This window comes from Psychrobacillus sp. FSL K6-1464 (assembly GCF_038003145.1).
In the GTDB taxonomy this organism is placed as follows: domain Bacteria; phylum Bacillota; class Bacilli; order Bacillales_A; family Planococcaceae; genus Psychrobacillus; species Psychrobacillus psychrotolerans.
Window position 1 is genome coordinate 3,007,269 of the sequence record NZ_JBBOOP010000001.1, and the last position, 17,224, is coordinate 3,024,492.

Consider the following 17,224-nt stretch of genomic DNA (forward strand, 5'->3'; position numbering starts at 1 on the left):
ATTCTAGTTCCCAAATATTCTCCCCGCTATTGATAGCATCATGATTCCTGCCACAACAAAAGCAAGCCACATTAAATACTTCTCTTGTTTCTTATACATGTGCTCCACCCCTTTATCATCATATTACCCAAAAACAAAAATATTGAACTTTATCTATCGGTGTTTTCTAAAAGAATATAAAAAAGCTCAGCATTTAATAAAATGCTGAGCTTTTACTTAAGGTCTATCCTCGTCACGTATTTCATCAATCGGTACGAAAACCTCTATATGTCTGTGTAAATTTTGGAATGTTGCAGGTATAACTCCGCCGTATTCTCCGTCTAAATTTAAAAGAACCATATCGTCAGAAGTTACTTTAATATGTTTTGCTTTTTTAAAAATAACATGGGGATCCGTTAAATGTTCCCCCCGTAAGGCTAAAGATGCCACACGGATAAACTCTGCTATGTTCAACTTTTTCAATATTAACAAAGAAAACAATCCATCATTAATACTTGAACTTGGGGCAAGCTTTTCAAATCCACCGACCGAGTTCGTTAAACCAACTAGGAACATCATGGCCTCGTCTTCAAATACTTCCCCGTCATATTCAATTCTAACTCTTGTTGATTTAATCGACGGAAGCATTTCAATACCTTTTAAATAATAAGCAAGCTGCCCAAGCATTGTTTTCAGTTTACTTGGTACATCATACGTAAGCTCGGTAATTCGACCACCACCAGCAATATTGATAAAATAGCGATCATTAACTAATCCCACGTCAACTGGAATAGAATCACCTTTAACAATAATCTCCACAGCTTTTTTTATGTCTCTTGGAATATGAACTGCTCTTGCAAAGTCATTCGTCGTCCCCATTGGAATCAGCCCAATTTTAGGTCGCTTTTCGAATTCACTTACCCCTGCAACAACCTCATTTAGCGTACCATCTCCGCCAGATGCAATGATAATATCAAAGCCATTTTCCACTGCTTTCCTCGCTGCCTCTGTAGCATCACCTTCACGCGTAGTGGCGTGACACGATGTCTCATACCCAGCAATCTCTAACGTTTCCAATACTTCTGCTAAGTTCTTTTTAAATAGTTCTCTTCCAGAAGTTGGATTATAGATAATTCGTGCACGTTTCATACTTATTTCCTTTCTGTTTCACAATCTTTGTTATTATAAAGACTATGTTTCATCAAAAAAAGTTTCATTCCACTATTAAAAGAGTCGACTGTTGCCGACTCCTTTAAGAATTTGATCAGCCTAATTATTTTTGTAGTGCTGGTAACCAAGCATTACGAATTGCTTCATATACTGCTAGGTGAAATTCTTGATTGTTTACAAATTCATTAGACATTTGTGCGTAAAATTCTTTTTGAGTTTCCTCAAATGATGGGTCTTCTTTGGCTGGGAATTTAGCTCTGCCGTCCATTACGAATTGCTGAACACTCTCTGCACGGGGACCCCATTTAGAAATCACTTCACCATCTTTGCTTATCAACAAATAAACGGGAATTGAACGACCACCATTTGTTAAATACTGGTCAATTAAATCCAAGTTTTCATCGCGATAAACAGCACGTACTTCTACATTTGCTGCTTCTGCAATTTTACGCAATATCGAATTGTTCATCATTGCATCGCCACACCAGTCTTCTGTAATAACTAATATATGTGGCGCTCTATCCTTTAGTACTTGAATGAATTCATCATCCGCTGGCACATCAAATTTTTCATAGATGCTAAAAGATTCTTCTTTTTTCGTAGTCATATCATCCATATATTGAGCTAGTGGTTTTGCATTTTCAAAATACTGTTGTTCTGTAGTCAAGTGAGTAGCCCCCTTTTTTCTAAGTATACTTCGTTTTTAAATGTTATTCAAACAAGCTAGACTCATGAATATATAAACTATATTATTGTTCGAAGTTTACACCCTGTAAATACAGCTTTCTCTGTTCCCCTTCACCGTTAACCACAAGCGTGGTCGCACAAGTCTTTCACTCATGTTGCTCATTGTCTTCTATTTTTACCATAATGGTTTCCTTTACGTTTATCGAATTATAGTCTTCAGATACAGCGTCTCTGAAAATGAAGGTGCTTTAATTTCATGTAATTTTCCGCTCTCTAAATCAATATAACCCAAGTGTACATTTTCATCCTCATTACTTAGTTGAGCAAATATCTTTATATGTTAGTGTCACAAACTGTGCCATTCATTTTCAAAAAAAAGACTGTCATCAAAGACAGCCAATTTCTATACCATTAATTTTTTCTTCGATTCAAATAAAATGACATCATTCACTTTTTTATGTAGTTTACCTTCTTTGTAGAAAATGGCACTTCCATCAGGGAGAGCATAAATCCTACGATCGGAGGAAAGAGTAGTCAATTCGTCATCAGATGCTTCGTTATAATGCACCTCCACACTAAAGTCCACTAAACCTAACCCTTTTATGACTAAGGACTCCGGATAGTCATCGTCTTTAGTTAAAAGACAATCCTTACAAAATGCTAAAGCCCCTGCACTATAACCGATTAATAACCCAGGAAAGTTTTCAATACTCCTAGCAAGTTCTTTTTCTTCAATCAGCTGAAGTAATTTTTCTGGTCTCCCGCCTATTAAATACAGAACATCGCTCTCATTTATCAAATCTTCCATTTCATTTTTGGATAGGTCCTCATGTAATAATCTAAGTTTAGCATTTGTATAGGTAGAAAAAGCCTGTTTTAGATTTACCATCCAACTGTCATAATTAGAAACTTCTGTCGCAAAAGGAACTACTAAAACTTTTGCATTTGCTTTAATCTTTTTCTAGAATTCTTCAAATATATCATCTAGCTCACCCTTTAAAACATGTCCCCCACCAATAAAGCATAGCTCCACCTTGATTCACCTCTTTATATGTTACATAAATATTCATTTATCATAGCACCAGTTTTCTTTGAAATAAATACAATTTTATTCATAAATTTCTGTACTAATGAGTGTGATCAACTGCTATCCGAGAGAACTTTGCATCCATATAAGAGACGAGTTAAATATTCCCACAAAAAAGGATACCCACTTAAAGTGGGTATCCTTGAGTATTAGCGTTTAGTAATTTCTTCGTTCAAGATTTTGTTAACAAGAGGCGGGTTTGCTTGGCCTTTTGTTGCTTTCATGATTTGTCCAACTAAGAAGCCGATTGCGCGGTCTTTTCCGTTTTTAAAATCTTCAATAGATTGTGGGTTAGCATCCAGTGTTGCTGTAACGATTTCACGAAGTGCGCCTTCGTCCGAAATTTGTACTAAGCCTTTAGCTTTTACTACTTCCGCAGCGTCTCCGCCATTATCAGCAAGCTCTTTGAATACTTTTTTCGCAATTTTTGAAGAAATGGTGCCATCAGAGATTAGTTTGATCATTCCAGAAAGATTAGCAGGAGTAAGCTCTATATCCTTCAACTCTTTTTGGTCTGCATTTAGGTAAGCAGAAACCTCACCCATCATCCAGTTAGCAGCCAGTTTTACGTCTGCACCATCAGCAATGGTTGCTTCAAAGAAGTTCGCCATATCTTTAGACAATGTTAATACATGTGCATCATACGGAGATAATCCAAGTTCTTGGATATAACGTTGTTTACGCGCATCAGGTAGTTCAGGGATTTCTGAGCGTACACGTTCTAACCATGCATCATCAATTACAAGATCCACTAAATCTGGCTCTGGGAAATAACGATAGTCATCCGTACCTTCTTTAACACGCATAAGAATCGTTTTACCAGTTTTCTCATCATAGCGACGAGTTTCTTGTTCAATAATTCCACCAGTAGATAATACTTCTGCTTGACGAATCTCTTCGTGCTCTAATCCTCTACGTACAAAGTTGAAAGAGTTTAAGTTCTTCAACTCTGTTTTAGTCCCAAATTCTTCTTGACCATAAGGACGAATAGAAATATTGGCATCACAGCGTAAAGATCCTTCTTCCATTTTACAGTCAGAAACGTCTGTATATTGGATAATTGATTTAACTTTTTCTAAGTAAGCATATGCTTCCTCAGGAGTACGAATATCTGGCTCTGAAACGATTTCTACTAGTGGAGTTCCTTGACGGTTAAAGTCTACTAGTGAATATCCATCTGCATGTGAAAGCTTCCCAGCATCTTCTTCCATATGTAGACGAGTAATCCCGATACGTTTTTTCTCACCATTGACTTCAATTTCAACCCAACCATTTTTACCGATTGGTTTATCAAATTGTGAAATTTGATATGCTTTCGGATTATCTGGATAGAAATAGTTTTTGCGATCAAACTTTGTATTTTGTTCAATTTCCATATTTAATGCGAGTGCTGCACGCATCGCAAAATCGACTACATTTTTATTCAATACTGGTAAAACACCAGGGTATCCTAGGTCTACTACTGTTGTATTAGTGTTTGGTTCAGCACCAAAATGATTAGGTGCGGATGAGAAGATTTTCGACTCTGTTTTTAACTCAACGTGTACTTCTAAACCAATAACTGTTTCAAAGTTCATGTTATTTTCCCTCCCATATTTGAGGAGTTTGTTTATGGAAATCAGTAGACTGTTCGTAAACATGTGCTACACGATAAATCGTGGACTCATCAAAATAATTTCCGATAATTTGCAATCCTAGCGGCATTCCATCTTCAAATCCACAAGGGATAGAAATTGCTGGCAAACCTGCAAGGTTAATTGGGATTGTTAATATATCATTAGCATACATCGTCAATGGATCTTCTACGTTTTCTCCAATTTTGAATGCTGGAGTTGGTGCAGTTGGTCCTACGATTACATCATAGTCCGCTAAAACTTTATCGAAATCTTGTTTGATAAGCGTACGAACTTGCTGCGCTTTTTTATAGTAAGCATCATATGTTCCAGCACTTAACGAGTAAGTCCCAAGCATAATACGACGTTTAACTTCGTCCCCAAATCCTTGCGCACGAGTTTCTTTATAAAGGTCCAATAAGTTTTCTACGTTTTCAGCACGGAAGCCATAACGAATCCCATCAAAACGAGAAAGGTTAGAAGAAGCCTCTGAAGAAGAAAGAATATAATATGTCGCTAAAGCATATTTAGAATGTGGCAATGAAACCTCTTCCCAAGTAGCTCCTTTTGCTTCTAATACTTTCAATGCATCCATAATAGACCCACGAACCGCTTCACTTACACCTTCTTCTAAATACTCTTTAGGCACGGCAATACGAAGACCTTTAATATCTCCAGTAAGAGCAGCTGCAAAGTTTGGAACCTCAACGTCTGCCGAAGTAGAGTCATGTGCATCAACTCCAGAAATTGCTTCTAAAAGTAGTGCATTGTCTTCTACATTACGAGTGATTGGACCAATTTGATCTAAAGAAGATGCAAACGCTACTAATCCAAAACGGGAAACACGTCCGTATGTAGGTTTCATCCCAACAACACCACAATAGGATGCCGGTTGACGAATAGATCCACCTGTATCTGAGCCTAAGGAGAACGGTACTTCACCAGCTGCTACAGCTGCTGCAGATGCACCTGAAGATCCACCAGGAACACGATCTAATGACCATGGATTTTTTGTTGTTTTATATGCTGAGTTTTCATTGGAAGATCCCATTGCAAACTCATCCATATTCAGTTTACCAATTGTAATCATTCCAGCCTCGCGCAACTTTTTCACAACAGTTGCATCATAGATAGGATTGAATCCTTGTAAAATTTTACTTGCACAAGTCGTTTCTAATCCTTCAGTTACGATATTATCCTTCACTCCGATCGGTAACCCAAATAATGGTCCACGTTCTTCAAAAGGTACTTTTTCTAATTCTGTAGCTGTTTCTAATGCTTTTTCTTTGTTCAAAGCTAAGAAGGCTTCTACCTCGCCATCTAGTTTTTCCACACGTCCAAAAGCTTCGTTAGTCAAATCTACTAAAGAAACTTCTTTACTATGTACAAGTGCTTGTAGTTCTTTCGCTGAGTGGTTAAATAACGTCATGATTTTCCCTCCTTACATCTATTAGTCCATTATTGATGGTACTTTTACTTGTCCTGCTTCTTGTTCTTTAACATTTAACATCATCGTATCACGGTCTAATCCTTTTGTAGCTACATCTTCGCGTAACACGTTTACTAAAGGTAGGACATGTGTAGTAGGTTCTACATTTGTTGTATCTAATTCTTTTAATTGCTCAGCAAATTCCGTGATTGCTCCTAGTTGTAGCGCAAACTTTTCTGCCTCTTCTTCTGTAATTGCAAGTCTTGCAAGATGCGCAACATGCTTAACTTCTTCTTTTGTTAATTCCGCCATTTATAACACCTCCGAATTCAATAACCATACGAAATATCATATCATTTTTCACTCTACTTGAACAGAGCGTAGCCTATTGCGTGTAAATATGGACATAAGCTTCTTCGTCGCCAGTTTTTTTAACAAGTAATGCTTCTGCACCATCCAAGGAATTAACCTGTAATTCTACATTCATCGATGGATTAAAATGATCCTTTACAAGACCAGCCAAATACTGTGTAAAGCCAATTATCTCTGCCGTTCCATAAAACTGAATAGGAATGGTGATCGTCCATTTTTGTAGCTGTTTGTCTTTGAAATAACCAGTCCCAATAATGCTTGTATAGTTAGGGAAATATGTCTCTACATCCATTTTGAAGTTCCGGAAAATTGTATCTAAATCTCGGTACTTTTCTTCTGATTCAGCAGTTGGGAATAATATATATTCCTCATCATTTCCCTTCCAATCCGACACATTTTTGCCCGCTGGCGCAGTGCTATAGGAGAAGTATGTTCCTGGAACAACTGCATTTCGGCTATTTTGCTTAAACAAACCTACTACAATTGGAATATCTGCAAGACCATCTATCTTACGTAAACGGGTAACTACTTCTTCCGCAATTCTTCTTCCATTCTCTTCAATCTGAGCCTGGCTCAGCTTTTCTTCATAAGTAGCACCGTATTTTTCCTTCGTGTAATAATACGTGGAATTTAACGCCAATCCAATAGATATCCCAGATAGACTAACTTTATTATCTACTTTTTCCAAATAGTTTTGTTCCACAATATGCGTGATATAGACTGGAGCTTTTTGGGCTTTTTCTTCTCCAGTTAAACCTTTATCATCCGGGTTTAATCCACCTTCTGCTTGGTTGCTTCTTGCAAGCCATTTCTTCAGTGTTGTCGTATCTAGGTACTGTCCCTCCTGGAACAAATACTTATCAGGCGAGAATTCATTTTGTGAAATACGTAGAAGTCCAGTTTCCACTTCCTTCATATCGTACTTAGTAGACAAATTAGATAATACTAATCCTTTACTTGCACTTTCCTCATAAGGTAATAATGTTCTGTAGTATGTTTCATCTAGCTGCAAACTCGGAATTATTACTGTCTTGGTCTCTTCTTCTTCTGTATTTTGTATAACTTTTGTTTCGTCATCTAAAGAAGGAGCACACCCAGAAACCGTTAGTAATAAAGCCAGCGTCAACATGCCTATATGTTTTTTGGTCATGTTCGCCACTCCCTTTACTCCGCTATGGAGTCCAATAATTTTTGTTCATCCCAAACCTCAATACCTAGGCTTGTTGCTTTTTCCAATTTTGATCCTGCTTCTTCTCCGGCAATGACCAAATCTGTTTTCTTGCTGACACTTCCAGCAACCTTACCACCTAATGACTCTATTTTTTCTTTAGCATCAGTACGTGATAGTTGCATCAGTTTTCCTGTTAAAACAACTGTTTTACCAGCAAATGGACTATTCTCCATTACATCTGCATCAATAATTCTACCAGTATACTGTAGGGTCAATCCAGCTTCTTTTAAGCGTTCAATCAATAACTGGACCTCTTCCTGCTCAAAATAAGTCACTAATGAATCAGCCATTTTGTCACCAATTTCAAAAATAGCTATAAGCTCTTCCCTTGTTGCTTTCATCAGTGCCTCAAAACTATGAAAATTAGCCGAAAGTATTTTGGCAGCTTTTTCTCCAATATGACGAATACCAAGTCCAAATAGCACTCGTTCCATTGAGTTTGCTTTAGATACTTCTAATGCTTCCACTAAATTGGTTGCTGACTTGAGCCCCATGCGCTCCAGCTTCACTAAGTCATCTACTGTCAATTTATATAAATCTGAAATATCCTTGATCAGTTGTTCCCTAAAAAGCTGTTCTACCACTTTTTCACCAAGTCCATCAATATTCATCGCATTGCGTGAAGCAAAGTGGTAAATACCTTCTTGGATCTGAGCTGGGCATTGCGGATTTACACAACGAAGTGCTACTTCTTCTTCGATTCTCACTAATTCACTTTCACATACCGGGCAATGAGTTGGCATTTTATATGGTTCCTCTGTGCCTTTTCTCTCCTCCGTTATAACAGACACTACTTCTGGAATAATGTCTCCTGCTTTACGGATAATGACATGATCCCCAATTCGAATATCTTTTTCATGGATTAAATCTTCGTTATGAAGTGTAGCACGTTGTACAGTAGAACCTGCTACTTGTGCTGGTACTAAAATTGCAGTTGGCGTGACAACACCTGTGCGACCAACAGTTAAATCGATATCAATAATTTGCGTGACTACTTCCTCGGCAGGAAATTTATAAGCAATTGCAAATCGTGGACTCTTTGCTGTAAATCCTAGCTCTTCTTGTTGGGCATAGTCATTAACTTTTATAACAATTCCATCAATTTCATATGGAATGTCATGCCTTTTTTCTGTCCACTCTTCTATAAAGCTGAGCACTTCTTCGATAGAAGTGCACTTCTTCGTTTCCTTATTAGTCGGTAATCCCTGTGTATTCATAAAACCTAGTGCATCCAAATGATTGTCTATATTCTGGTCCTCACCATCTCCGCCCATTCCATAGACGAACATCGATAAATTACGGCTAGCAGTTATTTTCGGGTCAAGCTGACGTAAAGAACCTGCTGCTGCATTCCGTGGGTTGGCAAATAAGACTTCTGCTTGTGCTGTGCGATCTTCGTTCAACTTTGCAAAGGAAGACTTTGGCATATACGCTTCGCCTCTTGCCTCCAAGGTTACTGAATCTTTTAGGCGCATTGGAATCGAACGAATGGTTTTAATATTACTGGTAATATCTTCACCAATCGTCCCATCTCCCCGAGTAGCCCCTCTTTTCAGAAGACCGTCCTCATATAATAGGGAAATTGCCAGTCCATCAATTTTCAGTTCACATATATACGTTGGTGTTTCATCGATAATACCTTGAATACGTTTATCAAAATCACGCAAATCCCCTTCATTGAATGCATTAGATAGACTAAGCATTGGATTTGCATGAGTTACCTTTTTAAAGCCTTCACTTACGATGGAACCAACTCGCTGAGTAGGAGAATCTGGTAATATCAAATCTGGATTTTGTTCCTCCAAAGCTATTAGTTCATGCAAGTATTGATCGTATACGGCATCCGGAACAATAGGATCATCTAATACATAATAGGCATGTCCATAATCATTTAACAGCTTGTGTAACTCTTGTACTCGTTGTTCTAACTGATCCATCCAGGGTTCCTCCTGTTGTAGTTATACTTTTTCGATAGGGGCAAACTTAGCAAGCAGACGCTTAATGCCCGTAGGACTTGGAAATGCAATATCTAGCTCGGTATTCTCACCATCGCCACGAACACTGACAACCATACCTTCGCCCCATTTTTTATGGGTTGCTTTATCTCCAACTTGCCAGCCCATTTTATCCCCACCAGACTCGTTATATGCTGGACGAGTAACTACTGCTTTACGAGTGTTAGCCATAGCTTTTGCATTTCTTTCTGGATTTTTGCCGATGTCTTTAGTCCATCCAACGACCTCAATAATATCATCTGAAATCTCTTTGATAAAACGAGATGGGCTATTAAAACTGCCACGACCAAAAATAGTTCGAGACTGGGCACAGGTTATCACAAGTCTTTCTTCTGCACGAGTGATTCCTACATAAGCCAAGCGTCGTTCCTCTTCCATTTCATCATCATCACCGAGAGAACGTGAATGTGGGAATATATTTTCTTCCATCCCTATGATAAATACTACTGGAAATTCCAAGCCTTTTGCGGCATGCATCGTCATTAATATAATATTCCCTTTTGATATATCTTCCTCTTCATCCAACTTATCTATGTCTGAGATAAGTGCCAGGTCGGTTAAAAAGGCAACTAACGACTTATCTTCACTCTGTTTCTCAAATGCTTTCGTTACTGATAAAAACTCTTCAATATTTTCTAATCGACTTTCCGATTCAATTGTCTTTTCATTTTTAAGCATCGTACGATACCCTGTTTTATCAAGCACTTGCTCCACTATTTCTGTGACAGACAAAAACTCCTGCATTTGGGTTAAGTTATTGATCAGCCCTTGGAATTGAATAACAGAGTTTACAGCCCGAGCGGGTATCCCCATAAAGTCGACTTCGTTTAATGCATCTAAAATCGAACGATCTTGGTCTATTGCATAGTGAGCCATACGTTCAAAAGAAGTCGCTCCAATATTTCGTTTCGGTTCATTAATAATTCGTGCAAGTGATAAGTCATCATCGTTATTTGCTATTAGACGCAGGTAGGCAAGTAAGTCTTTAATCTCTTTACGATCATAGAACTTTGTACCACCCACAATTGTATAGGCCATATTCGATTTTACAAGTACTTCCTCCATCACACGTGACTGGGCATTCGTCCGATATAAAACGGCAAAATCATTTAATGTACGATTCTCTAATTCCATTAAATCTTGAATTTTTTGAACGACATATTGTGCTTCCTGCTGTTCATTCATCGCACGGAATAACTCGATTTTTTCCCCATCTAGATTCTCTGTTCGTAAAACCTTCGGGTATCTACTCGTGTTATTACCAATGACGTCATTTGCTGCCTGTAAGATTCGTTGAGAAGAACGATAATTTTGTTCTAGCATGATGGCTTTTGCATTAGGATAATCTTTTTCAAACGATAGGATATTCTGAATATCTGCTCCACGCCAACGATAAATTGATTGATCCGAGTCACCAACAACACAAATGTTTTTGAACTTTTTAGCAAGCATTTGTACTAACTCATACTGTGCTTTGTTTGTATCTTGATATTCATCTACATGGATATACTGAAATTTGTTTTGATAAAACTCCAGAACATCAGGAACTCGTTTAAACAGCGTTGATGTTAGCATGATTAAATCATCAAAATCGAGTGATTGGTTCTTTCTCAATTTTTTTTGATAGCTTTGATACACATTTGCTACTGTCTTTTCAAAAGGATTCATCTCATTCATCTGTGCACGATACATATCCGAATCGATGCATATATTCTTGGCTCCACTAATCGCATTTAACATCGAACGAGGATCATATTGTTTTGAATCAATATTTTGTTCTTTTAAAACATTTTTAATAACTGTCAACTGATCACTTGTATCTAAAATAGAAAAGTTTTTTGTATATCCTATACGGTCAATATCTCTTCTTAAAATACGTACACACATGGAGTGAAATGTAGATACCCACATTCTTTCTCCAGTCCCCGGTCCTAATAAGCCATCTATACGCTCTCGCATCTCTCTTGCTGCTTTATTAGTAAAGGTGATTGCTAGTATTTTCGATGGGTATACTTCCTTTTCTACGATTAAATAAGCAATTCGGTGGGTTAGTACACGTGTTTTCCCTGAACCTGCACCTGCCATAATAAGAAGTGGACCTTCTGTTGTCTTCACGGCTTCTTCTTGTTCTTTATTCATACCATTCAATAAGTTTTTCGCGATGATTTCCATAGTGCACTTCCTTTCAAGAACATTTGTTCTCTAATCATATCGTAAATCTATTGTTTACTCAATGTCTTTACTGCTTCTACTGTTTTTAAAGCCTCTGCCAGATTGTCATATATATAATTACCAACAATTATTGTATCTGCATAGGTAGCCATTTGTCTTGCTTGCTCCTCGGTTTGAATACCTCCACCATAAAACAGTTGAGTGTTTTTTAAACGTTTACTCACTTTTTTCACAGTTTGTACATCACCATACACTCCGCTATACTCCATGTAGAAAACCGGAAATCTAAACAAATGCTCGACCATTTCCGCATATGCTATAATGTCCTCTTCACTTAACGGATGCAAGGCATTCGTCAATTTTGCAGCTTTACAATCAGGGTTTAAAATACAATACCCTTCTGGAATAATTTCATCCCAATTCATAACCTCTCCAAATTCCTTCGTAGCTGCGTGATGTAAATCCTTCACCCACTTCGTTTCGGAGCTATTTAATACACTAGGTATAAAATAATAATCAAATCCAGGAGTTATAGCTTCAATCGTAGATACTTCTAACGCCACAGGAACTGCATACCTTCTAACCCGCATTAGCAAATCAATCACATTATCGAGTGTCACATTGTCAGAGCCCCCGATAATAATTGCATCTGTGCCAGATTCACATATTAGTTCAAGAGCATCTGCTGCTATATTTTTTGCTGGATCTAACTTGAATATATGCCGCCAATCTTTATATTCCAATTTTTTCACCTACATCTAATTAGTTAACATTCATCCCATTATAACAAAAAAACTGAACAGACATCGCTGTTCAGTACATGTTCTTACATATTTTGAAAACTTATATTTTTTAATCTACTCTTTAATGGTTGGCGTCGAATTTTCATCTGGATATAAGCGCCCTAACATTTCATCATAAGTACCGTTGCCGTAGTCGTAGGCACGTCTTACACGTGAAATGGTAGCAGTACTTGCCCCAGTTTCTTTTTTAATAGATTCATATGTTTTCTTCAAACGTAATAGATGTGCAACCTCGAAACGTTGTGCTAAGGATTGAATTTCGCTTATTGTACAAAGATCGTCAAAAAACTTATAACATTCTTCCATGTTCTTTAACTCTAATACTGCCTTAAATAGTTGCTCTGTTTGATTGCCTTTAATTTTTTCAATTTGCATTGCAGTCATCCTCCTTCTTGTTTATATTGGGTCTTCTAGATTGGTTAAGGTAAATAAGTGACCATTTCTTCTAAACCAGGGTTTGTCGGTATAAAACTGATCCATGTTTGACCAGGTACTAGTTTAGCAGGAACTCCATTTTCCATCGGCATTAGAATTCCATCGATATTCTCCCATTCGATTTCTTTCATAATACCTGCTTGAAAAATATACGCTCTTCCTCCATCATTTAAAGATAACTGACGGCGACCCGAACTATCAATAATTTTGTGCGGAATTTCCATGCATATTACATTGGCAATTTTAACAGCTTTGTCTGTCTCTTTATCTATTGTCAGAACTCCAGCGGTCTCACGCTCATATAAACCTTCGTCAGAAATATACGTATATTCGTTTTCAAAAGTGGAGCCTGCACCGTAATGTATAGAAAAATTAGATACTGGATTCCCAATCTTTATCCCTTCAAAAGAGTCGAAGAAAGAAAACCTTGGTATTTTAGTAATCTCCATCGAAGCCTTTACTTTTTCTGCACCTGCTAATACTTTATCTTTTGATATATACGAATTATGCGGTGCTTTTCGCTCCCTCGATCGTTCGAATAATATACCGTCGTATTGCATTCCGTTTATGTTATCAACTACTCTAGAACTTAGCATACTTTGAGCATCAGGACTATATCCATGTGCAACATAAAATGCATCTAGCCCTCTAGCAATGTCAACAAAGTAGTCTCTAGCACTTCTAACTGGGCCCATTTTTTCTGGAATCTCACTTTGATAAACTGCTAAAAATCTTGTTACATTACCTTCTGCTAACATTTCGTAAATAAAATCTGCTTTTGCAATTCCTGACTGTGGACGTGCAAGCGGATGATTGTTTATAGTGACTAGAATAGGTCTTTGTGTCAATTCTTTCTCTGATCCAACACCTGTGAAAGGTGCTGTGAACGGCAATACTACTTCCTCTTCTGTCTCTACAACTTCTTCCCCGACTTCCTCTATTGTATCGTCTACTGGATTTACCTCTTCTGTTCCTTTCTCTTTATCGGAACAAGCTACAAGAAGTACACTAGCTAACATTAAAATTCCCCACTGTTTGAACACAACTTACGTCCCCCTACCTCATTAATGCTGGAAACAATACTTGTTTTTTCATCACATCAAAAATTCCTTTTTGCGTTATCCTTACATACGGTAAGTGTGTTGCTTGAAGGAATAACAATGTGTAAATAGCATCCCCATGCTTAAATCCTCTAGCTGCTAGTTCTCTTTTTAAAACTAGTTCCTCTTCTATTAAATCTTCTACTGGCTTATTAGATAATACTCCACCTATCGGGAGTTGGACAGAACAAATGATTTGTTCATCCTCCACAATAACAATTCCACCATTCATTTTTTTTACTTCCCGGAAAGCTTGTTGCATACTTTCTTTGTTCTTCCCGATCAATAAAATATCACCCGTATTAGAGTATGAAGAGGCGAAGCCCATTAGTGAAGTTGCAAAGCCTTTAATAAGCGTTGAAACTTTCCACTTTCCTTTGCGATCTATTAACAAAAGAAAACTTTCATCATGATTTTTGGATAATTCCATTTCAGTTGTATCATGGCTAATGGAATAGGGTTTGGTAATTACATCATTTACCATTTCTATCCCAAATGGCATAGAGAACTGAAAATCAGCTTCCGAAACGTCAAATGACAAGTTTAGATCTGGTATAGATGACCAATTGATTGGATCAAGTGCCCTTGTTTTTTGTTGTTCTTTTTTTAGCCAAATTCCTTTGGAAAGTACACTTAAAGGTACTGGACTGTGTTCATCCTTTAAGAAATTGAGATCTGCATAGCGCCCTGTTGCAATCACCCCATGTAGATTAGACATATTATAATACTTTGCCACATTAAAGGATGCCATCAAATAGGCGTCAATCGGTTTTACACCTGCATCTAGTGCAACTTGAATACATTTATCCATAACTCCATCTATATGAAAAGAAGGTGTTGCTCCATCTGTCGTCATCATTAAGTGATCAAAAATTTGAAGATCCTTTTCCAAAATATCCTTTAATAGTTGTGGAAGATCAGGACGTATGGACGAATGACGGAGAGTTACTGCGTATCCCTGTAGAATTCGTCGTTCCACTTCTTCAATGGTCATTGCTTCATGATCTCCGTCTGCTCCTAGCAAACGCATTCTTGCAAGCGTGCGCTCGGAAGCTCCAGGAAAATGGCCTTCAATTTTCATACCGTTTGTCTTAGCCTGTTGCATCCAATAGAGCATTTGATCATCTCCAGAAAGCAAACGAGGCCATCCAGTCAGTTCACCACCCATAATGACATCCGAACGCTCAATCCATTCTCCAATCGTCTTAGAGGTAAATAATTCTTCTTCATTCTTTAACTCGGTTTGCGAATCAAAACGCGCCCACCAATAGAAGGAAAATGGCAGTTCTTTCAGTTCGTCCATTAATGAAAACGCTTTCTTATTTTCAAGCATCAAGAACAATGTTAAGTTATCCGCTATAAACGTAGTCGTTCCCAATTGCGCTGCATAATCTGCAAATGTTTGTGGATTATAAAGTTGGAATGGATGTACGTGAGGCTCAATATAGCCAGGTACTATTTTTTGACCAGTTGCATCATATACCTCAGTTTGGTCGGAAACTAGTGGCATTTCAGAACCCGTATAAACAATTCGATCTTTCACTATCCATATGTTTCCTGTGATCCACTTTTTTAAATGACTATGCAAAAAAGTTGCATTAGTAATTACTATATCAGGAGACTTTGTTCCATTGACCACATCAATCTGATGCCTTATTTCTTCAATTTTCCAAATGGGATATTGCATTGCATCCATTCTCCTTTCTTTTTGTTTACTCATAAAAATAATATTAGCATAGTACTTTAGTAAAGCAAAGTACTGAATTCTATTTTTGGTAATTCTTACAGGAAAGTTAGGAAATAGGAACCTAAAACCAATATAGAAAAACAGGCAAAGAAAAACATCAGGTTTTTCTTTGCCTGTTCAGCAATTATTGAAATGTACGCCAACCAATATCTTTTCGATAGAAGAGACCATCCCATTCTAACTTAGTGAGACCTGAATAAACTTTTTGTTGCGCTTTCTTTATAGAAGACTCCCTTGCTGCTACAAGTATGACACGTCCGCCATTAGCGATAAAATCTTTATCATCTGCTTTTGTACCAGCATGAAAAACGAATAATCCAGTGTCTGTTAATGTCCCTAGATTTGGCAGTTTGGCTCCTTTTTTCACGTCAGTAGGGTAGCCCTCTGATGCAATTACAACTCCAAGCATCCCCTCGTTAGACCATGATAGTTCAAACGGATTTTCATTCATCAAAGCTATCATAAACTCTCCAAAATCACTTGTCATTCGGGGTAATACCACTTGTGTCTCTGGGTCTCCAAAACGGGCATTGAACTCGATCACTTTTGGTCCTTCGCTTGTTAAAATAAGACCAGCATATAGAATACCTGTAAATGGAATTCCTTCTGCTGTCATCGCTTTAACGGTAGGAACTACTACAGTTTCATAAGCTATATCAACTATGTCCGAAGAGATTTGCGGAACTGGGGAATAAGCACCCATTCCTCCCGTGTTAGGCCCTTTATCTCCATCATAAGCTCGCTTGTGATCCTGTGCGATAACCATTGGATGAATTTGGCCTTTATGTACAAATGACATAAAAGAGAATTCTTCCCCGTCCAAATACTCCTCAATAACCACACGTGATGAGGATTCTCCGTATAATTGGTTGCCGATCATGTCTTCCACCGCTTTGTTCGCTTCATCCACAGTCATAGCAACAACTACACCTTTTCCTGCAGCAAGCCCATCTGCTTTCACAACGATTGGAGCACCTAACTTCTCAATATATTCCTTTGCTTTATCTACTTCTGTAAAAGTTTCATATGCAGCAGTAGGAATATTATATTTATCCATAATTTCTTTTGCAAATGCCTTACTACCCTCAATTTGAGCCGCAGCTTTTGTTGGTCCAAATATACGTAAACCTTCTGCTTCAAAATAATCTACAATACCCGCTGCCAGTGGTTGTTCCGGTCCAACGAATGTTAAGGCAATTTTGTTCTCTTTTGCGAAGGTTGCTAGCTCTTCAAAAGCCAACGCTTCAATAGACACAATCTGAATACCACCTGACATACCGTCATTACCTGGAGCTACAAATACATTTTCAACTGAAGGTGAATCTATGAATTGTTGGGCGATTGCATGCTCACGCCCCCCACTACCAATTACAAGAATATTCAT

The 17,224-nt window shown here is 37.8% G+C and carries 14 protein-coding genes; all 14 read right to left on the reverse strand.

Annotated elements, in window-relative coordinates:
- Nucleotides 1–216: 216 nt before the first annotated feature.
- The 14 genes from MKX39_RS15335 to purD all read right to left on the reverse strand — a co-directional run bounded on the left by MKX39_RS15335 (nucleotide 217) and on the right by purD (nucleotide 17,224).
- Nucleotides 217–1,128, reverse strand: coding sequence for a diacylglycerol kinase (locus tag MKX39_RS15335; RefSeq protein ID WP_340770229.1), 912 nt, complete (start codon nucleotides 1,126–1,128; stop codon nucleotides 217–219).
- Between the two features lie 124 nt (nucleotides 1,129–1,252).
- On the reverse strand, nucleotides 1,253–1,816 hold the full coding sequence (locus MKX39_RS15340; RefSeq protein ID WP_340770231.1) for a thioredoxin family protein: 564 nt from the start codon (nucleotides 1,814–1,816) through the stop codon (nucleotides 1,253–1,255).
- 423 nt (nucleotides 1,817–2,239) lie between these two features.
- Nucleotides 2,240–2,791 carry a Type 1 glutamine amidotransferase-like domain-containing protein gene (locus MKX39_RS15345; RefSeq protein ID WP_340771474.1) on the reverse strand — a complete coding sequence of 184 codons (552 nt, stop codon included), beginning with the start codon at nucleotides 2,789–2,791 and terminating at the stop codon, nucleotides 2,240–2,242.
- A gap of 281 nt (nucleotides 2,792–3,072) precedes the next feature.
- A complete protein-coding gene (gene gatB, locus MKX39_RS15350; RefSeq protein ID WP_340763481.1) occupies nucleotides 3,073–4,500 on the reverse strand; it encodes an Asp-tRNA(Asn)/Glu-tRNA(Gln) amidotransferase subunit GatB in 1,428 nt (475 codons plus the stop codon).
- 1 nt (nucleotide 4,501) lies between these two features.
- Nucleotides 4,502–5,965: an Asp-tRNA(Asn)/Glu-tRNA(Gln) amidotransferase subunit GatA gene (gene gatA, locus MKX39_RS15355; RefSeq protein ID WP_340770233.1), complete on the reverse strand. Its 1,464-nt coding sequence runs from the start codon at nucleotides 5,963–5,965 to the stop codon at nucleotides 4,502–4,504.
- Between the two features lie 21 nt (nucleotides 5,966–5,986).
- Nucleotides 5,987–6,277 (reverse strand): Asp-tRNA(Asn)/Glu-tRNA(Gln) amidotransferase subunit GatC, encoded by a 291-nt coding sequence (gene gatC, locus MKX39_RS15360; RefSeq protein ID WP_093538050.1) that lies wholly within the window; start codon nucleotides 6,275–6,277, stop codon nucleotides 5,987–5,989.
- Between the two features lie 73 nt (nucleotides 6,278–6,350).
- Nucleotides 6,351–7,487, reverse strand: coding sequence for a CamS family sex pheromone protein (locus tag MKX39_RS15365; protein ID WP_245762738.1), 1,137 nt, complete (start codon nucleotides 7,485–7,487; stop codon nucleotides 6,351–6,353).
- Between the two features lie 14 nt (nucleotides 7,488–7,501).
- Complete coding sequence (gene ligA, locus MKX39_RS15370; protein ID WP_340770234.1) at nucleotides 7,502–9,505, reverse strand: NAD-dependent DNA ligase LigA; 2,004 nt, start codon at nucleotides 9,503–9,505, stop codon at nucleotides 7,502–7,504.
- 21 nt (nucleotides 9,506–9,526) lie between these two features.
- A complete protein-coding gene (gene pcrA / locus MKX39_RS15375; RefSeq protein ID WP_340770236.1) occupies nucleotides 9,527–11,755 on the reverse strand; it encodes a DNA helicase PcrA in 2,229 nt (742 codons plus the stop codon).
- Between the two features lie 47 nt (nucleotides 11,756–11,802).
- Entirely contained in the window at nucleotides 11,803–12,498 is a 696-nt protein-coding gene (locus MKX39_RS15380; RefSeq protein ID WP_340770238.1) for a heptaprenylglyceryl phosphate synthase, read from the reverse strand.
- A 114-nt stretch (nucleotides 12,499–12,612) separates the two neighbouring features.
- Nucleotides 12,613–12,933: a YerC/YecD family TrpR-related protein gene (locus MKX39_RS15385; RefSeq protein WP_093538046.1), complete on the reverse strand. Its 321-nt coding sequence runs from the start codon at nucleotides 12,931–12,933 to the stop codon at nucleotides 12,613–12,615.
- A gap of 44 nt (nucleotides 12,934–12,977) precedes the next feature.
- Nucleotides 12,978–14,036 carry a DUF3048 domain-containing protein gene (locus MKX39_RS15390; RefSeq protein WP_340770239.1) on the reverse strand — a complete coding sequence of 353 codons (1,059 nt, stop codon included), beginning with the start codon at nucleotides 14,034–14,036 and terminating at the stop codon, nucleotides 12,978–12,980.
- Nucleotides 14,037–14,049: 13 nt separating this feature from the next.
- Nucleotides 14,050–15,780 (reverse strand): adenine deaminase C-terminal domain-containing protein, encoded by a 1,731-nt coding sequence (locus MKX39_RS15395; RefSeq protein WP_340770244.1) that lies wholly within the window; start codon nucleotides 15,778–15,780, stop codon nucleotides 14,050–14,052.
- A gap of 184 nt (nucleotides 15,781–15,964) precedes the next feature.
- Complete coding sequence (gene purD, locus MKX39_RS15400; RefSeq protein ID WP_340770248.1) at nucleotides 15,965–17,224, reverse strand: phosphoribosylamine--glycine ligase; 1,260 nt, start codon at nucleotides 17,222–17,224, stop codon at nucleotides 15,965–15,967.